18 protein-coding genes are annotated in these 22,209 nt (G+C 74.0%); 7 read left to right on the forward strand and 11 right to left on the reverse strand.

What is annotated here, in order from left to right:
• Positions 1-386: 386 nt before the first annotated feature.
• Positions 387-1,391, reverse strand: a complete 1,005-nt coding sequence (locus ABTY56_RS33870; RefSeq protein ID WP_350633215.1) for a stage II sporulation protein M — start codon at positions 1,389-1,391, stop codon at positions 387-389.
• A 288-nt stretch (positions 1,392-1,679) separates the two neighbouring features.
• Between ABTY56_RS33870 and ABTY56_RS33875 the strand changes: the two genes are divergently transcribed.
• On the forward strand, positions 1,680-2,717 hold the full coding sequence (locus ABTY56_RS33875; RefSeq protein WP_350633216.1) for an RDD family protein: 1,038 nt from the start codon (positions 1,680-1,682) through the stop codon (positions 2,715-2,717).
• 123 nt (positions 2,718-2,840) lie between these two features.
• Here ABTY56_RS33875 and ABTY56_RS33880 read toward each other — a convergent pair whose 3' ends face one another.
• Positions 2,841-3,482, reverse strand: a complete 642-nt coding sequence (locus tag ABTY56_RS33880; RefSeq protein WP_350633217.1) for a hypothetical protein — start codon at positions 3,480-3,482, stop codon at positions 2,841-2,843.
• 121 nt (positions 3,483-3,603) lie between these two features.
• Between ABTY56_RS33880 and ABTY56_RS33885 the strand changes: the two genes are divergently transcribed.
• Together ABTY56_RS33885 and ABTY56_RS33890 are read left to right on the forward strand one after the other, a co-directional pair.
• Positions 3,604-4,116, forward strand: coding sequence for a SigE family RNA polymerase sigma factor (locus tag ABTY56_RS33885; RefSeq protein WP_350633218.1), 513 nt, complete (start codon positions 3,604-3,606; stop codon positions 4,114-4,116).
• Positions 4,113-5,189 (forward strand): hypothetical protein, encoded by a 1,077-nt coding sequence (locus ABTY56_RS33890; protein ID WP_350633219.1) that lies wholly within the window; start codon positions 4,113-4,115, stop codon positions 5,187-5,189. Before ABTY56_RS33885 ends, ABTY56_RS33890 begins: the two co-directional genes overlap by 4 nt.
• 101 nt (positions 5,190-5,290) lie before the next feature.
• Here the strand turns inward: ABTY56_RS33890 and ahcY are convergent, their stop codons facing one another.
• The 6 genes from ahcY to ABTY56_RS33920 form a co-directional block, all read right to left on the reverse strand.
• Positions 5,291-6,739 (reverse strand): adenosylhomocysteinase, encoded by a 1,449-nt coding sequence (gene ahcY / locus ABTY56_RS33895; protein ID WP_350633220.1) that lies wholly within the window; start codon positions 6,737-6,739, stop codon positions 5,291-5,293.
• A gap of 365 nt (positions 6,740-7,104) precedes the next feature.
• Positions 7,105-8,082 carry a cation diffusion facilitator family transporter gene (locus ABTY56_RS33900; protein WP_350633221.1) on the reverse strand — a complete coding sequence of 326 codons (978 nt, stop codon included), beginning with the start codon at positions 8,080-8,082 and terminating at the stop codon, positions 7,105-7,107.
• Positions 8,083-8,164: 82 nt separating this feature from the next.
• Entirely contained in the window at positions 8,165-9,409 is a 1,245-nt protein-coding gene (locus ABTY56_RS33905) for an SIS domain-containing protein (RefSeq protein WP_350633222.1), read from the reverse strand.
• Positions 9,410-9,469: 60 nt separating this feature from the next.
• Positions 9,470-9,652, reverse strand: a complete 183-nt coding sequence (locus ABTY56_RS33910) for a Trm112 family protein (protein WP_097237660.1) — start codon at positions 9,650-9,652, stop codon at positions 9,470-9,472.
• A gap of 151 nt (positions 9,653-9,803) precedes the next feature.
• Entirely contained in the window at positions 9,804-11,189 is a 1,386-nt protein-coding gene (locus ABTY56_RS33915) for a phosphomannomutase/phosphoglucomutase (RefSeq protein WP_350633223.1), read from the reverse strand.
• Between the two features lie 128 nt (positions 11,190-11,317).
• Positions 11,318-11,683, reverse strand: a complete 366-nt coding sequence (locus tag ABTY56_RS33920; RefSeq protein ID WP_350520082.1) for a DUF3499 domain-containing protein — start codon at positions 11,681-11,683, stop codon at positions 11,318-11,320.
• 164 nt (positions 11,684-11,847) lie between these two features.
• Here ABTY56_RS33920 and ABTY56_RS33925 point away from each other — a divergent pair, with 164 nt between their 5' ends.
• Positions 11,848-12,300, forward strand: a complete 453-nt coding sequence (locus ABTY56_RS33925) for a metallopeptidase family protein (protein ID WP_350520081.1) — start codon at positions 11,848-11,850, stop codon at positions 12,298-12,300.
• A 43-nt stretch (positions 12,301-12,343) separates the two neighbouring features.
• Here ABTY56_RS33925 and ABTY56_RS33930 read toward each other — a convergent pair whose 3' ends face one another.
• The 3 genes from ABTY56_RS33930 to ABTY56_RS33940 all read right to left on the reverse strand — a co-directional run bounded on the left by ABTY56_RS33930 (position 12,344) and on the right by ABTY56_RS33940 (position 18,532).
• A complete protein-coding gene (locus tag ABTY56_RS33930; RefSeq protein WP_350633224.1) occupies positions 12,344-14,092 on the reverse strand; it encodes a DUF5719 family protein in 1,749 nt (582 codons plus the stop codon).
• Between the two features lie 6 nt (positions 14,093-14,098).
• Positions 14,099-17,962 (reverse strand): glycosyltransferase, encoded by a 3,864-nt coding sequence (locus tag ABTY56_RS33935; protein WP_350633225.1) that lies wholly within the window; start codon positions 17,960-17,962, stop codon positions 14,099-14,101.
• 297 nt (positions 17,963-18,259) lie between these two features.
• On the reverse strand, positions 18,260-18,532 hold the full coding sequence (locus ABTY56_RS33940) for a WhiB family transcriptional regulator (protein WP_030062195.1): 273 nt from the start codon (positions 18,530-18,532) through the stop codon (positions 18,260-18,262).
• 623 nt (positions 18,533-19,155) lie between these two features.
• Here ABTY56_RS33940 and ABTY56_RS33945 point away from each other — a divergent pair.
• From ABTY56_RS33945 to ABTY56_RS33955, 3 genes are read left to right on the forward strand one after another with little or no spacing between them, the layout of a single operon-like run.
• Entirely contained in the window at positions 19,156-19,812 is a 657-nt protein-coding gene (locus tag ABTY56_RS33945) for a cysteine dioxygenase (RefSeq protein WP_350633226.1), read from the forward strand.
• 42 nt (positions 19,813-19,854) lie between these two features.
• Positions 19,855-20,814 (forward strand): 2-phospho-L-lactate transferase, encoded by a 960-nt coding sequence (cofD, locus tag ABTY56_RS33950; protein WP_350633227.1) that lies wholly within the window; start codon positions 19,855-19,857, stop codon positions 20,812-20,814.
• A complete protein-coding gene (locus ABTY56_RS33955) occupies positions 20,811-22,109 on the forward strand; it encodes a coenzyme F420-0:L-glutamate ligase (protein WP_350633228.1) in 1,299 nt (432 codons plus the stop codon). Before cofD ends, ABTY56_RS33955 begins: the two co-directional genes overlap by 4 nt.
• Positions 22,110-22,209: the final 100 nt, after the last annotated feature.

The following is a 22,209-nucleotide window of genomic DNA, read 5'->3' on the forward strand; positions in this document are numbered from 1 at the left end:
AAGGAACGGACGCTTCCTTCGGACCGCCTTCCAGCGGACCCTCCGGGCTTCGTTCTTTCGTGTTTCCAGCTTACCAGATGTTTTCCGCTCCGTTTTCCGGAGTTTCATTCATCCGATTCCCGCTGGCGGGATTTCCTGCAAACTTCGCTCCGAAGCTTATCAAAGCATTCGGTGTGCTCAGTCCGTGGGATTTGCTTCGTCGGAGGGCGCGCATTTCGTGAAACGCGCTCGCCTCGATTCGGCGGTGTCGTAGACACTAACGCCCGGGCCCGACCGTTGTCCAGTCAGTCCCAACCGTTCAAACCTACTAGCCCACCCCCACCACGTCAATGGTTTGGCCGAGATGAGTGAAGAGTAGCAGCTCAGAGGGGTGGTGATCACTCTGCTCAGGCCGCGACGGGCTGCAGATCCGCCCGATCGGCCGCATCCACGTCGCCGAACTCGCCGTCCTCCGCGGCCTTTCGGCCCAGGACCAGCGCATAGAGGAGGAAGGCCACCTCTGCCAGCACACCGATGGCGATTCGTGCCCAGGTGGGCAGGCCGGACGGGGTCACGAAGGCTTCGAGGATGCCGGAGACCGCCAGCACCGTGGCCAGGCCCATCGACATCCCGATGATCGAGCGGCCCTGTTCTGCCAGAGCCACGGCACGCGTGCGCGGACCGGGGTCGATGACGGTCCAGCCCAGGCGCAGGCCGAGGCCGCCGGCGACGAAGACCGCGGTCAGCTCCAGCAGGCCGTGCGGGATGAGCAGACCGAGGAAGACGTCGAGGCGCCCGGCGGAGGCCATCAGCCCGACGCCGATGCCGAGGTTCACGACGTTGGTCCACATCACGTAGATCACCGGGATGCCCAGCGCGATCCCGTAGAGCAGGCACTGCACGGCGATCCAGGCGTTGTTCGTCCAGACCTGCGCGGCGAAGGAGCTGGCCGGCCGGTCCGAGTAGTAGGCCTCGTACTGTCCGCCGGGGCGGGTCAGTTCCCGCAGCCGGTCGGGGGTGGCGAGGCTGTTTCGGACCTCCGGGTGGGTGGCCATCCACCAGGCGAGCAGTGCGGTGCCGAGCAGCGAGAGGACCGCGACCGGCACCCACCAGCGGCGCGCGCGGTAGAGGGCGGCCGGGAAGCTCACCGTGTAGTAGCGGGCGACGTCCTGCCACCCGTTGGTGCGGGAGCCGGTCACCGCGCTGCGGGCGCGCGAGACCAGGCCGGTCAGGCGGCTGAGCAGGGCCGGGTCGGGTGCGGCGGCCTGGACCTTGGCGAGGTGGCCGGTGGTGCGCTGGTAGAGGGTGACCAGTTCGTCCGCCTCCTCACCGGTGAGCCGGCGTCGGCGGGCGAGGGCGTCCAGCCGTGCCCACTCCCCCTGGTGGGTGGCGACGAAGACGTCCAGGTCCATTCGGCGGCTCCATGATCGGCGGTGGGCGCGGACGTGCGTGCGCGGGCGGGTACGGACGGACACGTGCGGCCCAGCATGCCAGCAGCGTCCCGGGCGGCCGCCCCCGGGGATCTCACTTCCCGTGCGCCCGCCGGGCCCCGTATGTTGGCGGCTGCGGATCAGACTGCGGAGAGCGGGGCGTGGGGGGCCGGTCCGGACCGAATCCCTCCACAGCGCTGCCGCCCCCGGCGGTCCCGGATCCCCATGGGCGAGCCGTACGGGCTCCAAGAGCGTGAACGGACAGGTGTCTTGAGCGACCTGGTGACGGGTGAGGCGGTCGTCCTCGGCCTGCAGACGGCGAAGCTTCCGAGTCGGGCACTGGCGATCGTGCTCGACCTGCTCGTGGAGTTCGCCGCCCTGCTGGTGGTCACGCTGCTGCTGAGCGTCGCGCTGGTCGGCCTCGACGGCGCTGCCCTGGCAGCCACGATGATCGGCATGACGGTGTTCTTCCTGGTCGCCGTCCCCGTGATGGTCGAGACCTTCAGCCACGGGCGCTCGCTCGGCAAGGCCGCGCTCGGCCTGCGGGTGGTGCGCACCGACGGCGGCCCGGTGCGGTTCCGGCACTCGCTGGTGCGAGGGCTGGTCGGGTTCTTCGAGCTGATCGCGCTGTCCGGCTCCCCGGCCGTGATCACCTCGGCGGTGAACTCGGAGGGCAAGCGGCTCGGCGACATCTTCGCCGGGACGGTGGTCGTCCGGGAGCGCACCCCGGGCGCGGGCGGCTCCGCCACCCCGCTGCCGCCGGTGCACCCGCACCTGCTCCAGACGATGGGCCCCGAGCTGATCGCGATGGACTTCTCCGCCGTTCCGGAGCCGCTCTGGCTCGCCGTCCGCCAACTCCTCAGTCGGATCGGCCAGTTGGACCAGTCGGTGATGAACCGGATGACCGCCCGGCTGGCCGAGGACCTGTCCGCCCGGATCGGGCACCCCGTTCCCCCGGGGCTGCACCCGGCGGCGTACCTCGGCGCGGTGCTCACCGAGCGCCAGCGGCGGGAGTGGACGCGCGCCCAGCAGCAGCTGTGGGCGGCCGGACCGATACCCCCGCAGGTGCCCGCGCCCCGCCCGGCCTCCGGTCCGGTGCCCGGCACGGCCGACGGCCGGCCGCACCGGGTCCTCGGCGTTCCGACGGCCCCCGCCCCGCCGGCCTCCGCACCGACGGCGCCCACTCCCACGGCAACGGCGCCCACCGCCCCCATCCCGGCTGCACCGACCGCGCCCGCCCCGGTCGCACCGACGGCCCCGTCCTTCGACAAGCCCCCCGCCGGCACCGGCTTCGCCCCGCCCTCCTGAGCACAGGCCCTCCCGACCACAGGCCCTCCTGACCCACAGGCCCTCCTGGCCCGCAGGCCGACCGAGCCACAGGCCGGCGCGAGCCACGCGCCGGCCCGAGTCACAGCCAGACCCGGCGCCCCGCTACTCCTCCTCGTCCTCCCCCACCCGCCAGGCGTTCGGCTGCGACTCCAGCTCCTCCAGCTCGATCCCGCCCGCCGCCAGCACCACGTCCCCCGCCAGGTGGACGACCTGCTGCTCCCCCGTCTCCAGGTCCGCGACCTGGTACCGCTCGACGAGCAGCGGCCCCGAGTCCGTCTCGTGGGTGTCGACGCCCTCCAGCAGCCACCCCTGGTCGAGGGTGCGCGGCGCCAGGACCGGCTCGGTGAACGCCACCAGCCGCACCCGCGCGCTCGCCCCCTCCCGCAGCCGCAGCAGCCGGGCGGTGGCGACCAGGAAGCCGGGCGAGCGGCCGGTGAAGGCGTGCGCCCGGTCGTGCCCCTCCACCGCGTGCTCGCCGCCCGGGTCCGCCGCGTCCGTCCGCACCCAGGCCACGCCGTCCACCGCCCCGCCGCGCACCTGCCAGCCCCCGGCCCGCAGTTCCATCCGCAGCGGCCGGGCCCGCGAGTCCAGCGTGAGGTCGACGCCGCCGATCACCCGGCCGTCCGGTGCGTAGGTCTTGGAGACGTACCGCCACCCGGCCGCCCCGGGAGCGCAGCTGAAGCGCTCCTCGCCGAGCAGGACGTGGTCGTGCGTGTCGTGGAGCGAGTACCGGCCATTGGGCATGCCCGAAAGACTACGTGCGCATCTCACGTCCGACTCACGTGCAACGTTCTGCGGTGGCCCGCGCATTAGGGGGGTGGACGGCACCGAACCGGTGCCGCCGCCACTACGAGAGGGGGTGCAGATGGCGAAGCAGACGCGCGACGCGGAGTTCACGGAGTACGTGGCCTCCAGGAGCGGCTGGCTGCGGAAGGTCGCCTATCTGCTGTGCGGGGACTGGCACCGGGCCGACGACCTGGTCCAGGAGACGATCACCAAGCTGTACGTGAACTGGGCGAGAGCCTCGCGGATGGAGAACCGGGACGGCTACGCGCGCCGGGTGCTGGTGAACACCTTCCTGGCCGAGCAGCGCTCCCCGTGGTGGCGCCGCACCGTCCGTTCCGGGACCGATCCGGACGCGGCGGCCGACGGTGCCGACCTGGACGCCGCCCTCGACCTGCACCGGGCACTCGCCGCCCTTCCGCCCCGTCAACGGGCCACGGTGGTGCTGCGCTACTACTGCGACCTGTCGATCGAGCAGGCCGCCGAGGCCCTCGGCTGCTCCTCCGGCAACGTCAAGAGCCAGAGCTCCCGTGCGCTGGACACCCTCCGCAGCAAGCTCACCGCCCGTCCCGCCGTCGCCGAGAGGATGTCATGACCACCACCGATCCCCACGACCTGACCAACCGTCTGACGGCCCTGGCCGACGAACCCGCACCGCCTCCGGGTTTCGACGCCGGCCGCTCCCTGGCCGAGGGCGCGACGCGGCTTCGCCGGCGCAGACTGGCCGTGCTCGGCACCGTCGCGGGCGCGACGGCCGCGGTGGTGGCCGGCGGCGCCCTCCTGCTTCCGGGCCCCGGCACCGCCGCACCCGTGCTGCCCGCCGCACCCGCGGTGGCCACCACCGCGCCCCCGACGCCCGTGCCGTCACCGACCGCCGCACCGACCCGGGCCGGGGCCGACCCGCTGACCCCTGAGCTCCGGTTCGGCTGGCTGCCGGAGTGGGCCGACGGCGACAACGGTGTCGGGTACCAATCCGCCTTCCACGGGTTCGATTTGGAGGCGAACGGCCGGGGCGGGAACGCCCCGCGGCTGCAGCTCAGGCTGTACCCGGCCGGGGCGCGGCCCTCGATGACCGGGACGCCCGGAAGCACGGTCCGGGCGGAGGAGGCCGAGCCGGTCGACGGCCGGAGCGCCTACTGGGTGGTCTCCGACGCGCCGCCGTACGACCACCAGCCCACCCTGCGGTGGCTGACGCCCTCGGGCCGCTGGGCGGAGCTCGCGGGCACCGACGGCCGGCCCGCCGACATCGCCCGGGAGGTCCTGCACAAGGTGGCCGCCGGGGTCCGGTACGGCACGTGGGACGTCCCGCTGCCGGTGCGGATCACCGGACTGCCTGCGGCGTTCAAGGTCACCAACGTCCAGCTGGCGCGTCCGGACGCGAACGCCAAGGTCCCCTGGAGCATGTGGCTGATGCTGGAGGCGGAGGGCAAAACCGTCTGGTTGTCCGTGAAGCCGTCCGCCGCCGGGTCAACGGCATCGCCGACCGGGAAGGACGGGTCGCCGATCACCGGCCCGTGCTCCGCCGACAACGGGGTGCAGGTGTGCGTCGGAGCCGGGGCCGAGCTGCCGCCCTCGCTGGCGCAGCTCGGCGGCCTCCCCTGGCTGCTCGCCCACACCACGGCCCTCGGCCCGGACGCGAGCACCTGGACGACCGACGTCCTGCGCTGAGCACGACCGGAACGGCGCTGCGCAGAACCGGAACACGCCGGTGGCCGGCACCCCCGCGCGGGGATGCCGGCCACCGGCGTTCGTGCCTCAGCGGCGCCGCATCAGTAGCGGTACTGCTCCGCCTTGTACGGGCCCTCGACCGGAACGCCGATGTAGTCGGCCTGGTCCTGGGTCAGGGTGGTCAGCTTCACGCCCAGCGCGTCGAGGTGCAGGCGGGCGACCTTCTCGTCCAGGTGCTTCGGCAGCACGTAGACGCCGATCGGGTACTGCTCGGTCTTCGTGAACAGCTCGATCTGGGCGATCGTCTGGTTCGCGAAGGAGTTGGACATCACGAAGGACGGGTGGCCGGTCGCGTTGCCCAGGTTCAGCAGGCGGCCCTCGGACAGCATGATGATGGTGTGGCCGTCGGCGAAGCGCCACTCGTGGACCTGCGGCTTGACCTCGGTCTTCACGATGCCGGGCAGCTTCGCCAGGCCCGCGATGTCGATCTCGTTGTCGAAGTGGCCGATGTTGCCGACGATCGCCTGGTGCTTCATCTTCTCCATGTGCGAGGCAAGGATGATGTCCTTGTTGCCCGTGGTGGTGATGAAGATGTCCGCGATCGAGACGACGTCCTCCAGGGTGGTGACCTGGTAGCCGTCCATCGCCGCCTGCAGCGCGCAGATCGGGTCGATCTCGGTGATGATCACGCGGGCGCCCTGGCCGCGCAGCGACTCGGCGCAGCCCTTGCCCACGTCGCCGTAGCCGGCGACGACGGCGACCTTGCCGCCGATCAGCACGTCGGTGGCGCGGTTGATGCCGTCGATCAGCGAGTGGCGGCAGCCGTACTTGTTGTCGAACTTCGACTTGGTGACGGCGTCGTTGACGTTGATCGCCGGGAACAGCAGCTGGCCGTCACGGTGCATCTCGTACAGGCGGTGGACACCGGTGGTGGTCTCCTCGGTCACGCCCTTGATGGTGGCGGCGACCTCGGTCCACTTGTTCGGGGTGTCCTTGAGGGTGCGGTTGAGCAGCTCCAGGATGATCCGGAACTCGTCGTTGTCCGCGGTGGACGGGTCCGGCGCGGCACCGGCCTTCTCGAACTCGACACCCTTGTGGATCAGCAGGGTGGCGTCGCCGCCGTCGTCCAGGATCATGTTCGGGGTCTTGCCGTCAGGCCAGGTCAGCGCCTGCTCGGTGCACCACCAGTACTCCTCCAGGGTCTCGCCCTTCCAGGCGAAGACCGGCACGCCCTGCGGGTTCTCCGGGGTGCCCTCCGGGCCGACGGCGATGGCGGCGGCCGCGTGGTCCTGGGTGGAGAAGATGTTGCAGGAGCACCAGCGGACCTCGGCACCGAGCGCCGTCAGGGTCTCGATCAGCACGGCGGTCTGGATCGTCATGTGCAGCGAGCCGGTGATGCGGGCGCCGGCCAGCGGCTGCGACTCGGCGTACTCCGCACGGATCGCCATCAGGCCGGGCATCTCGTGCTCGGCCAGCTGGATCTCCTTGCGGCCGAACGGCGCCAGGGAAAGGTCGGCGACCTTGAAGTCACCGGTGATGTCGGTCGACATGCGTCTGCTCCTCGCTGATGGGGGTGGGGCCGAAGGTCCGGATGTGCGTCGCGCGCGGCAGGCCGTACGGGTGCACGGCCGCGCCGGGGCCACCGGATCCCCGCGGTGGCGGACCGGCTCCCTGCGCAGCACAAACCGTCGGAGGACCTCTCTCCCTCGACCGGCGCACACCCTACGGGCGCGGGCCGCCGATCGACCGCCATCAGCAGCGACGTTCTGGCTCTGGTGACGAATCTACACCGACGGCCCCACGGGCCGTCTGCCGATGACCGATTTCGATCCCCGATCCGACCGGGGCTCAAGCCCCGCCCCAGGACCTCGGCGAGGCCTCCGGATACCCGGGCCCCGAGCCCCGGCCCGGCCCGTCAGTGCGCGGCCTCCGGGCCCGGCCCGCCGGGCGTGGCGGCCGGGTCCTCGCCCGCCGCGGCCTTCTCGGCGCTGTAGACGTCGGGCTCCAGGTAGATCGCCCGCGCGATCGGGACGGCGGCCCGGACCCTCTCCTCCGCCGCGTCGATCGCCTCCGCCACCCGGGCGGCGCTGTCCTCGGCGTTGACGGCGATCTTGGCGGCGATCAGCAGCTCCTCCGGGCCGAGGTGCATGGTCCGCATGTGGATCACCCCGGTGACCGACCGGCCGTCCACCAGCGCCTCGCGGATCCGCCGCACCGAGTCCTTGTCGGCGGACTCGCCGAGCAGCAGCGACTTGGTCTCCAGGGCGAGCACCACGGCGATCACCACCAGCAGGACGCCGATGCACAGGGTGCCGATGCCGTCCCAGACGCCGTCACCGGTGATCACCGTGAGCGAGACACCGAACAGCGCGAGCACCAGGCCGATCAGCGCGCCGGTGTCCTCCAGCAGCACGACCGGCAGCTCCGGCGCCTTGGCGGTGCGGATGAACTGGATCCAGTTCTGCCCGCCCTTGAGCTTCGCCGACTCGCGCATCGCGGTGAGGAAGGACCAGCCCTCCATCGCGATCGCGAAGACCAGCACGCCGACCGCCCAGACCCAGGAGTCCAGCGCCTCGGGGTGGTTGATCTTGTGCCAGCCCTCGTAGATCGCGAACAGGCCGCCGACACTGAACAGCACGATCGCCACCAGGAAGGCGTACACGTAGCGCTCGCGGCCGTACCCGAAGGGGTGCTCCTCGTCCGCTTCCCGGCGCGCCCGCTTGCTGCCGACCAGCAGCAGCACCTGGTTGCCGGAGTCGGCCACCGAGTGCACGCCCTCGGCCAGCATCGAGGAGGAGCCGGTGAAGCCGAAGGCGGTGAACTTGGCCGCCGCGATCGCCAGATTCGCGGACAGCGCCGCCACCAGTGCCTTGGTGCCGCCTTCGGTGCTCATGCCTGAATGTCCTTCACGGGTTCGGGTCGGCGTCCTCGATCGCTTACCGTACCGGCCCGACGGCCCGGCCCGTTCGACCGTCTCAGGACTGCGCGGCAGCCAGGCCCAGGTAGACGGCGGCGAAATCGGTCAGCGCGACCAGGTCGGCCAGCCCGTGCAGCGCGTCCGGCCGGCCGCTGGCGTACTCGGTCAGCCGGACGTCGTGCGCGGCGGCCAGCCGGTGCGCCCGGGTCACCCCGAAGCTGCGCGGGCCCGCGGCCTCCTCCGGCACCTCGACCGGGCCGTCCTGCTCGCCCTGCGGTCCGGCCGTGCCCGGGGCGTGCCGCAGCAGCAGGACCTGCAGGTGCAGCGGGTCCGGCTCCTCGACCCGGTCGCGGAAGAAGTCGTCCGGGTCCGCGCCCGCGCCCAACTGGCCGGTGAACATGCCGCGGTGGGCGGTGAGCACCTGCGGCAGCTCCCCGGCCAGCGCCGGCCGCCCGGCCCGGTCGGCCAGCTGGGCGGCGAAGCGGGCGGCGGCCGCCCCGGCGACCGGGCCCTCCGCCCACAGCAGCGGAACCGTCCCGGCCAGCCGCGCTGCCAGGCCCTTCGCCGGGTTGGTGTACGCGGCGGCGTCCGGGCGGCAGCGCACGGCGGTGGCGTCCAGCAGGTCGGCCACGCCCGGCAGCGCGTCGTACGGCAGCTGGGTGATGCCGATCTTCTGGGCGAGCGCCAGCAGCGGGGTGAGGTGGGACCACAGCGCGGCCGGGTCCTCGGCCGGGAGGTCCGGCTCGGCGGCCGCGGCGGGCGGGCCGTCCTCGGGCAGCACCGAGGTCACGTACGGCAGCGGCAGCGCGCGCACCTGCAGCGCGGCCTCGGCCAGCGCGCTGCCCGCCGGGGCGGTGACGACGATCGCGCAGCCGCGCGCGTAGGCCTGTTCGGCGAGGGCGACCAGGCCCTGCTCGCCGCCGTCGGCGGAGCTGATCGCCAGCAGGTCGAGCGGGCCGGCCCAGCCGGGCAGCTGCCAGCCGAGCCCGGCGGTGAAGGCGGGCGGGGCACCGGCCCGGTCGGCGCGCGGGGCGGCCGCCTCGGTCGGCGGCAGCGGGACGACCAGGCTCGCCGTGCCGGCCAGCGCGGCCAGCATCCCGGCCGCGGTCAGCGCGCTGCCGTGCCCGGCGACCAGGACGGCCCGCGGGCGGCCGTCCGGGCTCAGCCGGTCGAGGCCGGCCGCGTCGGCTTGGCGCAGCGCGGTGCGGACCCGGGCGCCGGCACCGGCCAGGGCCAGCAGCGCGCGGTCCTGGTCGGCGCGCTGGAGGGCGGCCGGATCGTCGAGCAGGGTGTCGTCGAGCATGCGGCGGGCCTCCGGCTGCGGTCCTGGGCGGCTGGCGGGGTGGGGCTACGCCCCCAAGGATCAGGCCGGGCGGCGGGCCTCGTCCACCAGGAGGACCGGAATGCCGTCGCGGACCGGGTACGCGAGGCCGCAGTCCGCGCCGGTGCAGACCAGCTCGGGCTGCTCCTCGGTGCCGCCCTCGGCGAGCGCGGCCCGGCACTGCGGGCAGACCAGGATCTCCAGCAGGAAGGATTCGAGCTTCATGGGGGCTCTCCAAAGTTCGGTGGTGGCGCGGAGGTGCCCCGGCCGATAGGAAACCCTACCGGCCGGGGCACCGCGCGCCGTGGTCAGGCGCGTCCGCTCAGCCGCGCCCGCTCAGGCACGTCCGCTCGGTCTGTCCGCTCGGTGTGTCCGCTCAGCCGCGGACGATGGCGAGCACGCCGTCGCGCAGCTCGGCCATCTTCGCCGGGTCCTTGGCCTCGACGTTCAGGCGCAGCAGCGGCTCGGTGTTGGAGGCACGCAGGTTGAACCACCAGTCCGGGCCGGCCACGGTCAGGCCGTCCAGCTCGTCCACCGCGGTACCCTCCAGGCCGGCGTAGGCGGCACGGACGGCGACCGTGCTGGCGGCCTGGTCGGCGACGGTGCTGTTGATCTCGCCGGAGGCGGCGTAGCGGTCGTACTCGGCGGTGAGCTCGGACAGCGTGCCCGGCTGGCCGCCGAGGGCGGCCAGCACGTGCAGCGCGGCCAGCATGCCGGTGTCGGCGCGCCAGAAGTCGCGGAAGTAGTAGTGCGCGGAGTGCTCGCCGCCGAAGACGGCGTCGGTGACGGCCATCTCCTGCTTGATGAAGGAGTGGCCGACCCGGGTGCGCACCGGCTTGGCGCCCAGCTCGCGGACCACCTCGGGGACGGTCCAGGAGGTGATCAGGTTGTGGATGATCGTGGGCTCGGCCTCGCCGGCGGCCCGGGCGCGGGCGATCTCGCGGGCGGCGACCAGGGCGGTGATCGCGGACGGGGAGACCGGCTCGCCGCGCTCGTCCACGACGAAGCAGCGGTCGGCGTCACCGTCGAAGGCCAGGCCGATGTCGGCGCCGACCTCGCGGACCTTGGCCTGCAGGTCGACCAGGTTCTTCGGGTCGAGCGGGTTGGCCTCGTGGTTCGGGAAGGTGCCGTCCAGCTCGAAGTACATCGGGACGAGCTCGATCGGCAGGCCGTCGAAGACGGTCGGCACGGTGTGGCCGCCCATGCCGTTGCCGGCGTCCACCGCGACCTTGAGCGGGCGGATCGCGGTGAGGTCGACCAGGCCCAGCAGGTGGTCGGCGTAGCCGCGCAGGGTCTCCTGCTCGGAGAGCGCGCCGGGCTTCACGTCCTTGGCCGGGATCGTGACGGTGTCGTCCTCGGCGGTCCAGGACTCGACCAGCTCGCGGATCTCGGACAGGCCGGTGTCCTGACCGACCGGGGCGGCGCCGGCCCGGCACAGCTTGATGCCGTTGTACTGGGCCGGGTTGTGGCTGGCCGTGAACATCGCGCCGGGCAGGTCGAGCTTGCCGCTGGCGTAGTACAGCTGGTCGGTCGAGCAGAGCCCGATCTGCACCACGTCGGCGCCGTAGGCCGCGGCGCCCTCGGCGAAGGCCAGGCTGAGCGACGGGGAGGAGGGGCGCATGTCGTGGCCGACGACGATCGCGGACGCGCCGGTGACCTGCACGAACGCGGCACCGAAGGCCCGGGACAGGCTCTCGTCCCACTGGTCCGGGACGACGCCTCGGACGTCGTACGCCTTCACGAGCTGCTTGAGGTCGCGCACTGCGGCTCCACCCTGGTCTCTGTACTGGTCGGTCACGGTACGGCCACCGCCCGTCCGGTCGACGGGCGCGGTGGCGGTAGACCGGCAGCGTACCCGGGCCGGACGAACGCCCCGTGCCGGGAGAGGCGTCAGTTGTCGGGCGAGCGCAGCACCCGGAGGTGGCCGCGGCGGCTTCCCTCGGTGGACTCCCCCTCGGGCGCGCGGCCCTGACGGGGGGTCTGTGGGCGGGCGGCCTCGCGCACGGCGTTGGCGAGGGCCTCCAGGTCGTCGCTGCTGCGGCGCAGCGGCCCGGCCTCGGCGGCGAGCCGGACGACTTCCCAGCCGCGCGGGGCGGTGAGGCGCTCGGCGTGCTCGGCGCACAGGTCGTAGCAGTGCGGCTCGGCGTAGGTGGCGAGCGGGCCGAGGACGGCGGTGGAGTCCGCGTAGACGTACGTCAGCGTCGCGACGGCCGGCCGGCCGCACGCGGTCCGCGAACAACGACGTACAGAGCTCACGAGGGTGGACGGTACCGCACTCCCCGCCGGGGAGCGAAGACCGCCTGCCCGGAGGGTGTGCCGTGTCGCCCTCCGAGCGCCGGGGACGCGTATCGGCCGCCCCGGGCGATTCCCCGCCGGAGTGGTCCACTTCCGACCGTCCAAGGACTACTCTCGGCAGTGATATGGACAGCTCCGCACCGCAGTCATCGACAGGCCCAGCGCGCCGCCCCCGGCACCGCGACCGGCACGGCAGGGGGATGCGCGGCCCGCTGGCGCCGCCGCAGGTGCCGATCTCGCTCACCCGTTCCGAACTGTTCGACGACTACGTGCGCGAGTCGGTGGAGCGGCTGGAGCGGCGTTGGCCGCAACTGATCGAGGTGGAGTTCGCCGTCCAGGAGGTGCCGCTGCACGAGCCGGACGGCGCCGACGCCGAGGACGGCGTGCCGCTGGGGCGGGTGTCGCCGGGCAAGCAGGGGCGCAAGAGCCAGATCGTGGTCTACCGGCGGCCGGTGGAGATCCGGGCGAAGACCCGGGAGGACCGCGCGGCGCTGGTGCACGAGATCCTGATCGAGCAGGTCGCCGAGCTGCTGGGGCTCTCGCCGGACGCCATCGACCCGCGCTACGACGAGGACTGACACGGGGGCGGCACCCAACCGGTGCCGCCCCCGCCGTCCTCGCTCAGTGCAGGACGACGCCCGGGTCCTGGGCGGCCTGCGGGACCTTGACGGTGCTGTGGTCGTCGCGCAGTGCCTGGACGGTGAACATCGGCACGTCCTTGGTGGGGACGGAGAGCATCCGGGCGGCGACCACCGGGCCGCCCGAGACGGTCTCCACGCTGAGCGCGAAGACGCCGTTCAGCCCGGCGGGCTCGGGCGCCGGGAGGGCGACCGTGCCGCCGGCCGGCAGCTGGACCTCCTTGGTGGCCGGGGTGCCGCCGCCGCTGCCGGCCGAGGCGGTGACCCGGACGGTGGCGGCGTCACCGGTGGAGGTCAGGTACAGCGTGGAGCCGCCGGCCCGGTTGTCGGCGACGCTGCCGCGGGCGCCGACCGGGTCGCTGCCGGTGAGCCAGGCCGCGTCGGACTTGCCGTTGGCGGCCGCCCGGTCGATCCGCAGCCCGGCCACGATCGGGGTCGGGTGCTTGGGGTCGCTGGGCGACAGCCGCAGCCCGGCGACCTCGTCCCGGGTGACCTTGCCGAGGTCGACGGCGGCCACCATGCCCGCCTTGACGTGGATCGACTCGTTGCCGGCCGGGGAGAACCAGCCGTTCTTGCCGGAGAGCTGGATCTTCAGGTCGGCGTCGTCCTCCGGTGGTGCCCAGACCACCAGTCGGGCGGCGGCCGTGTCGGCGGGCAGGCCGGACATCGCCTGGGTGGCGGCCGGGGCGGCCGAGGCCGGGATCCAGTCGGCGCCCTTGCTTCCGTCGGCGGCGTGCAGTGCGGCGCCGACGCGGCCGGAGCGGACCACCACGTGCACCGCGAGGTCGGTGACGGCGCCCTTGCTGAGGGTCGACAGCAGGACGGACTGGGAGCTGCCGGGGGCGACGGTGAGGCCGTTGGCGGCGTCGTTCTCGATCAGGCCCTTGTCGCCGTACAGCTTGATGTCGACCACCGCGGCGGAGGACTCGGTGTTGACCAGGCTCAGGTAGTCGACCCGGTCGGCGGCGGTGCTGGCCCCGGCGAACCAGAAGCCGGTGCCCGCCGGGGTGCAGGTGAGGCCGGACAGGCCGAGGCCGCGCGGCTCGGTGACGACGGTGGTCTGGGTGACGGTGAAGCCCGGGGCGAGGGCGCCGGTGGCGAGGGCGCCGGTGCCGGGTGCGGTGTCCCCGTTGGCCGCCGGGCCGGTGACCGGGGTGCCCGGCTTGGCCAGCGTCAGCCGGGCGTCGGCGGGCGCGGCGTTCTTGTCCTTGGCCTGGGCGCTCGGGGCGCCCGAGCCGGTCGGGGCCGGGGTCGCGGTCGCCGTGGCCGTGGGGGTGGGGGTGGCCGCGGCCGAGGGGGTGCCGGAGGGCTGCGCGGCGGGCGCGGCGGGCGCGGCGGGCGCGGCCTCGTCGGAGAGCCAGCCGGTGCCGCCGGTGGCGGAGCCCGTCCCGGACGGGGTGTAGGCGGTGAGCGTGGTCGAGCCGGTCAGGCCCTGCAGCGGCTGCGGGCAGACCGCGCCCGTCCGCTCGACCTGCGCGGTGGTCGGGGCCGCTCCGCCGTCCGCCGCGGCCGGGGCGGCCGGCGGGCGCACCTGGGCGATGCCGAACACCGCCGCGAGCACCACGGCCGCGGCGAGCAGGGACTGGGTGGTCCTGGTCCCGCCGGCCTTCCCGGCGAACCGGCCGGGCCCGGCGGCCGGGGCGGGCGCGGCCGGCTCCGGCGCGAAGGCGGTCCCGACGGGCTCGGGGGCCTCGTCGGCGCCGGACTTCTTCCTGAATGCGGGCTTCTTCATCGCGGGTCAGCTCCCCGATCCGGGCTGGTGCGGGTACCGGCCGGTCCCGTTGGGGTCGTTCGGGTCGTAGTAGGGCTGCTCGGCCGGCGGCTGTCCCGGCTGCCAGGGCTGCTGGTGATCCGGCTGCCGGTACGCGTCGTAGCCGTACTGCTGCTCCGACTGGTACGGCTGCTCGTAGCCCTGCTGGGGGTAGGCCTGCTGTCCGTGGCCGTCGTAGCCCTGGCCGTCGTACTCCTGGGCCTCGTAGCCCTGGCCGCCGTACGGCGCGGCCACCGGCGGCTGGGCCGCGTACTGGTCGTAGCTGTACGGGTCGGCCTGCTGGTACGTCTGGTACGGGTCGGTGTACGGCTCGGCCTCCTGGACGGCGGCGGCCGCCTGGACCGCCTCGGTCACCGGTTCGGCGGTCGGCTGCGCCGGGATCGCGCCCGGCCGGCCCTCGTACACCCCGGCGTCGTCGGCGCCGGGCTCGGCGCCCTCGCCGCGCTCGGCCATCCGGCGGGCCCGGCGGCTGCCGGGGGCGGGGGCCTGCGCCTGGGCGGCGGCGGCCAGCGCGGCGGCGGCCACCACCTCCTCGGGCAGGTCGTCGTCGTTGTGGTTGCGGCGACCGGGCAGGGCCAGCACCAGGATGGTCAGGCCGAGCAGCACCTGGGCCCAGATCCAGCCGGTGTGGGCGAGGCTGCCCTCCCGGGTGACGCTGAGCTTGCCGGCGGAGGCCGGGAGCTTGAAGCCCTGTGCCCAGCCGTCGACCGTGGTGGGCTCCAGCGCGGTGCCGTCCAGGGTGGCCTTCCACTCGGGTGCGGCGGACTCGGCGAGGCGCAGCACCCGGCCGTCGGGGCCGGCCGGGACGGTGGTCGCGAGGTCGCGGGTCCCGGACGGGACGACCACCGGGCCGGCGCCCGGGGTGGTGATCACCGCGCGGACCGCGGGGGCGCCGCTGACCTGCCAGAGCGCGGTGCCGTTGTCCTGGTTGGCCTTGACCAGGCCGGGCGTGGCGTCCAGGACGTCCTTGAAGACGTCGATCACCGGCTGCTCGACCAGCACGTAGGCGATGCCGTAGCCGGCCAGGGCACCGGCCTGGTCGGCGCCGGAGCCGGCCAGCAGGCTGCCGACCATCCGGTTCAGGCCGTCCTGGGTGCCGGTCGCCGGGTCGACGGTGGACTCGGCCTGGCCGAGCGTCAGGCCGGCGCCGCGCAGCACGGTGTAGCGGACGGCGCCACCGCCCTTCTCCCCGGTGACGACGAGGGTGCGGGACCGGTCGGTGGTGCCGGCCTCCTCCGCGATGAAGGCGGGCACCTGGCCGGCCTCGGCGCGGTTCAGCGGCTTGCCGGCGCCGGTCAGCGCCCACCACAGGCCGGTTCCCAGGGGGGCCAGCACGGCCGCGGCCACCACCAGGGCGGCCACCGGCTGGCGCCAGCCGAAGGCGATCCCGGCGACGCGGGCGTTGGCGCCGTCGGCGCCGATCGCGGCCGCGGCCAGCAGGGCGATCCCGGCGATCAGGGTGGCCGGGCCGGCCCAGGCGGGCACCGCGGGGCCGCCGGAGGCCGGGGTGACGGAGGTGCCCGCCACCGCGACCGAGAAGACCAGGCCGGCGCCGGCCGCGCCCCAGGCGGCGAGCACCGCGCGGCGGCGGTCGGCGCGCAGCAGCGCGGCGAGCGCGGCGAGGACGACACCCGCCGACAGCCAGATCGGCGGCACACCGGCGCCGCCCGGGTTGACCAGCAGCAGGCCGGCCGCGCTCGCGCCGGTGCCGTGCAGGCCGGGCAGCCCGGCCTCCAGCAGCAGCGACTGCGGGTGCGACAGCACCTTGAGCGACCACGGGGCCAGCACGCCGACCGGGACGGCGAGGATCACCAGGATGCGCAGGCCGAGCAGCCGCAGCGCGGTACCGCCGGAGCCGAAGGCACCGCCGCGCAGCACCGCGGCGACGAGCATCGCCAGGCAGAGCGGGACGGCGAGCGCCCAGGTCAGCGGGACGAAGGCGGTGGCCAGGGTGAGCAGCAGGACGGCCATCCAGACCGGCCGCCACCCCGGGCGGGCGCCCTTGGCGGCGCTCTCGTCCCGGATGCCGAGGCCGGCCGCGATCGCGGCGGCGCGGGCCAGCGGCGGCAGCAGCACGGCGAGGACGGCGGTGCCGATCCGGCCCTGGGCGAGCGCGCCGGTCGCGGCGGGCAGCAGCGCGTAGGTGGCGCTGGCCCAGGCGCGGACCAGCTTGGAGTCCAGCAGCGGCCGGGACACCAGGTAGGCGCTGACCGCGGACAGCGGGACGGTGAGCACGACGAGCACGGTGAGCGCGAGGTCGGCGTGGTCGAACAGCAGCCAGGAGAAGACCGCGAGCACGCCGAGGTACGGCGGCGCGGCGGCGGTGGAGCCGGTGCCGACCGGGTGCCAGGCGTCCGCGTACATCGACCAGAGGCCGCCCGCGCCGTCGGAGGCGGGCAGCAGGGCGCCGCCGAACAGCTCCCCGCTGCCGAGCAGGCCACGGCAAGCGACCAGGGCGAACACCAGCAGGCCCGCGAAGAGCACCGGCGCGGGGCGCCGGGCGAGCTTCTTGATCAGCGCGAACTGCTCGACGACGAGGTCCTCGGAGTCGTCGTCGCCGCCGGCCTCGACCGAGCCGTGCCGGCTGCCGGTGTCGTCGGCGCCCCCTATCCCGAGCGAGCTGATGACGCCCTCGACGGCCAGCCGGGTGGTGGCGCCGGGCGCGGGGAAGAGCGTGCGGTCGTCCAGGGCGTCGGCCGCCCTGGTCCGGGCACGCCGTTTGCGGGCGGCCAACAGCCTTGGGAAGCGGACGAGTTCGTGGCCGAGGCCGGCCAGTTCGTCGACCGCCTGGCGCGGGTCCTTGCCGAGCAGGTTGGTGACGGCCCGCAGCAGGGTGCCGAGCACCAGCCGCAGCAGGACGTAGGGGAACAGCGCGCCCCGGCAGTTGGCGAGCAGGGTGTAGACGGCGCCGGCCTTGTCCACCCGGTGCGGGTGGGAGGAGGCGCAGTCGATGGCGCGGCGCTCGCGGCCGGCGGCCTCGGCGTGCCGCAGCACGGCGTCGGGGGCGATCACGACGCGGTGGCCGGCGGCGTTGACCCGCCAGCAGAAGTCGGTGTCGTCCCGCATCAGCGGGAGGGCCTTGTCGAAGCCGCCGAGCTCTTCGAAGACGTCCCGGCGCACCAGCATGCCGGCGCTGGAGACGGCGAGCACCGGACGGACCTGGTCGTGCTGGCCCTGGTCCTGCTCGCGGCGGTCGAGGCCGGTCCAGCGCCGCCCGGAGCGGGCGATCGTCACGCCGACCTCGAGGAGCTGGCGGCGGTCGTACCAGCTGCGCAGCTTGGGGCCGACGACGGCGGCGCTGGGGGTGGAGTCGGCGACCTGGAGCAGGCGGCGCAGCGCGTCGGTCTGCGGCTCGCAGTCGTCGTGCAGCAGCCAGAGCCACTCGATCGGCTGGGTCTCGCGCGGGCCGCCGCGGCCGAGGTCGTCCTCCTGGGCGAGCGGGTCGCCGAAGTCGTCCCAGCCGCCGGTGACCGGGTCGTAGCCCGAGGGGTCGAGCCGGTAGGGCAGGTCCTCGGGGCGCAGCGGCGGGCTGTTGAAGACGGCCTCGGCGACGGCGGTGCCGAAGCCGGCCCGGCGGCCGAGGACGAGCGGGCCGCTCTCGGGGAGCCAGTCGGCGAGGGTGTCGGCGAGCAGCTGCGCGGAGCTGTCGGTGGAGCCGGTGTCGACCGCGAGGACGCGTTGGACCTGGCGGTCCTGCCCGAGCAGGCCGGCCAGCGCCTGCGGGAGCCAGCGGGCGCCGTCGTGCGAGACGATCACCGCGGTGACCAGGTGGCGCGGATAGGCGGGCGGCCTGGAAGCGGTGAAGCCGCTCTGGTGGCTGTAGACGGTCATCGAGTGCGCGGGCCCCAGTTCTCGGTGGACACAGCCGGTGAACGGCAACCGGATGGCGCACCACACTAACGGCTCCGGGTGGACGGTTCGTCCGGGGCGCCGGTGCGGGGACGGTGAAGGAGGCCGCGGAGGGGGCCGTGGAGGAGGCCGTGGAGGAGGGGCGTCGGAGACCGGGACCGCGACGGCGCGGAACGGGCCGGGAACGCGAAAGCGCCCCACCACCGCGGTGAGGCGCCCGTACAGCTGTGCGGTTGTCCGCCGTTGTCGAAGGGTCAGCGGAGGCGGGGGGCCGCCCCGTCAGACCGCGCTCTTCTTGAGCCGGCGGCGCTCGCGCTCGGAGAGACCGCCCCAGATGCCGAAGCGCTCGTCATTGGCGAGGGCGTACTCCAGGCACTCCGAGCGGACCTCGCAGGCGAGGCAGACCTTCTTGGCCTCGCGCGTCGAGCCGCCCTTCTCGGGGAAGAAGGACTCGGGGTCGGTCTGGGCGCACAATGCGCGCTCCTGCCAACCGAGTTCCTCCTCGTCCTCCGCGATGCCGTCCCCGATCAACAGCTCAAAGAGCTCGCTCATGTGGCGCGCCTCCTCTGCCCCTACTTGGCGTCCCCGTGGTTGCCGTTGCCTCGTGCGGCTGACGACACGAGTGAAATTACAGTTGCGTCACTCTGGCCCAGTCAAGCCGAGCTCTGGTATTGGGGCCAGGATTCACTCCCCGGCACCAAGCCGTTACGAATAGTGTACATATCCGGACACAACGGACCTTCTGCTTCAAGGCCCTGAACAGTGCCGAACCGTCCGCAACCATTCGCCAGGTGACGCTCAGTCACCGCCACAGGCCGGTCATCGGCCTGCCTTCCCGGCGATCTTCCCATCGAAACATAGAGAGTGATGAATCACCCCATCAGGGCAAGATCCGGGCCGAACCCACTCGAATGCCGCACGATTCGGTTTGACACCGACCCTACGGATGCGGTGTCCTTTCCCCTATGTCAGAGTTCGCCAGCCCCCGGAGCGGTTCCACGCTTCGCCGTGCCGTGAACTCTTGTTGTCGCCTCTGTTCCTGCTGTATCTAGGCGCCCGCGTCCCACCGCGCGCCGCCCCCAGGAACCACAGAGGCCGCCCGCGATTCCCGCCCCAGGACATCCCGGATCCGGCTGATCCCGACGAACCAGCCGACTCTTCCGAGGACGACTCCCGTGCGCATGATCCGCATCCGCAAGCGGAACCGCGACCGCAACAAGCTCGCCCGCCGTGGCCTGGCGCCTACCGCCCCCACCGCCCGTACCGCCCGTTGGCACGACGGCCTCAGCGACGTCTCCATCGCCGGCGACCCGCTCGCCTTCCCGCACCTGGCCCGCACCGACCTGCCGGCCCACCCCACCACCGTCGCCGAGTACGCCCGGCTGGTCCGCGAGATCGCCGCCGACCGCGCCCGCTGGGAGCCGCTGGTCCGCTACGACGCGCTGACCCGCTGGTACGCCCGGCTGGAGACCGGCCCCGGTTACGAGGTCTGGCTGCTCAGCTGGCTGCCCGGCCAGAGCAGCGGCTTCCACGACCACGGCGACTCCTCCGGTGTGATGACCGTCGTCCGGGGCGAGCTCATCGAGCGCTCCCTCACCGGCGCCGGCGAGTCCTCCCGCGTCCTGCGGCCCGGCGGGATGGGGGTACCCCCGGCCGGAGGCTGGGGGAGGGTGTTCTCGTCCGGCTACCTGCACGAGGTGGTCAACGGCGCGCTCGAACCCGCCGTCTCCATCCACCTCTACACCCCGGGCCTCACCGAGATGAACCAGTACGGCGCCCACGCCGTCCCCGAGCAGCACACCGAGCGGCAGGCGCAGGCCGGGACGCACTGAGCGCCGGGCTGACGGACGGTCGGACCGTGGCAGGATGACCCCATGCGCATCGTGGCACTGGCAGGCGGAATCGGCGGGGCGCGCTTCCTGCGCGGACTCCGCGCGGCGGTCGGACCGCAGGACGAGATCACCGTCATCGGCAACACCGGCGACGACATCCACCTCTACGGCCTCAAGGTCTGCCCCGACCTCGACACCGTGATGTACACCCTCGGCGGCGGCATCCACGAGGAGCAGGGCTGGGGCCGGACCGACGAGACCTGGTCGATCAAGGCCGAGATGAAGGAGTACGGCGTCGGCCCCGAGTGGTTCGGGCTCGGCGACCGCGACTTCGCCACCCACCTCGTCCGCAGCCAGATGCTCACCGCCGGGTACAGCCTCAGCCAGGTGACCGAGGCGCTGTGCGTGCGCTGGAAGCCCGGCGTGCGGCTGCTGCCGATGAGCGACGACCGGGTCGAGACCCACGTGCGGATCACCGACGAGCAGGGCACCCGGGCGGTCCACTTCCAGGAGTACTGGGTCAGGCTGCACGCCGCCGTGGACGCCGAGGCGATCATCCCGGTCGGCGCGGACACCGCCAAGCCCGCGCCCGGTGTGCTGGAGGCCCTCGCCGCGGCCGACGTCATCCTCTTCCCGCCGTCCAACCCGGTCGTCTCGATCGGTACCATCCTCGCCGTCCCCGGCATCCGGGAAGCCGTCGCCGCCGCCGCGGCACCGGTCGTCGGGCTCTCCCCGATCATCGGCGGGGCGCCGGTGCGGGGCATGGCCGACAAGGTGCTCGCCGCCGTCGGCGTCGAAGCCACCGCCGAGGCCGTCGCGCTGAACTACGGCTCCGAGCTCATCGACGGCTGGCTGGTCGACACCGCCGACGAGGCGTCGGTGGCCGCGGTCGAAGCCGCCGGGATCGCCTGCCGGGCCGTCCCGCTGCTGATGACCGACGTCGAGGCCACCGCCGAGATGGCACGGGCGGCGCTGGCCCTGGCGGAGCAGGTCCGCGCGTGACCGAGCCGCTGCGGATCCTGGGGATCGAGGGGATCCCGGAGGTCGACGCCGGGGCCGACCTGGCCGCGCTCATCGCCAAGGCCGGCACCTACCTCGACGGCGACATCCTGCTGGTCACCTCGAAGATCGTCAGCAAGGCCGAGGGCCGGCTGCTGCACGACGTCGACCGCGAGGCCGCGATCGACGCCGAGACCGTCCGGGTCGTCGCCCGGCGCGGGCCGGCCCGGATCGTCGAGAACCGCAACGGCTTCGTCATGGCCGCCGCCGGGGTCGACGCCTCCAACACCGCCCCCGGCACCGTGCTGCTGCTGCCCGAGGACCCGGACGCCTCGGCCCGCGCGCTGCGGGCCCGGCTGCAGCAGCTCACCGGCCGCCGACTCGCCGTCGTCCTCACCGACACCTTCGGTCGGCCCTGGCGCAACGGGCTCACCGACGTCGCGATCGGCGCCGCCGGGCTGTCCGTGCTGGACGACCACCGCGGCAGCACCGACAGCCACGGCAACGAGCTGACCCTCACCGTCACCGCGACCGCCGACGAACTCGCCGCCGCCGCCGACCTGGTGAAGGGCAAGGCGACCGGCGTCCCGGTGGCGGTCGTCCGCGGACTCGGTCACCTGGTCACCGCCGAGGACGGCGCGGGCACCCGGCCGCTGGTCCGGCCCGCCGCGGACGACATGTTCCGGCTCGGCACCTCCGAGGCACTGCGGCAGGCCGTCACCCTGCGGCGCACCGTCCGCTCCTTCACCGCCGAACCGGTCGACCCGGCCGCCGTCCGCCGCGCGGTCGCGGCCGCCGTCACCGCGCCCGCCCCGCACCACACCACGCCCTGGCGGTTCGTGCTGCTGGAGTCGCCCGACACCCGCACCCGGCTGCTCGACGCGATGCTCGCCGCCTGGCAGCGCGACCTGCGCGAACTCGACGGCTGGGACGAGGCCAAGATCGCCCGCCGGACCGCCCGCGGCAACGTCCTGCGCGACGCGCCGTACCTGGTGGTGCCCTGCCTGGTGATGGACGGCTCGCACGACTACCCCGACGCCCGGCGCGCCGCCGCCGAACGGGAGATGTTCACCGTCGCCGCCGGCGCCGCCGTGCAGAACCTGCTGGTCGCCCTCACCGGCGAGGGCTACGGCTCCGCCTGGGTCTCGTCCACCATGTTCTGCCGCGACACCGTCCGCGCCGCCCTGGACCTGCCGGCCGGCTGGGACCCGATGGGCGCCGTCGCCGTCGGCCGCCCCGCCGAACCCCCGCGCCGGCGCCCGGAACGCAGCGCCGACGCCTTCGTCGAGGTGCGCTAGCGGCTGCGCCCCGCCGAGCGGTCCGGGGAGCACGGCGTGGCGACGAGCGGCCATCGGTGGCACCGGACCGCCGGGCGACCCTGTCGGCCTGGGGGCGTGG

Origin of the sequence: Kitasatospora sp. NPDC097691, from assembly GCF_040302665.1 — a bacterium.
Classification (GTDB): domain Bacteria; phylum Actinomycetota; class Actinomycetes; order Streptomycetales; family Streptomycetaceae; genus Kitasatospora.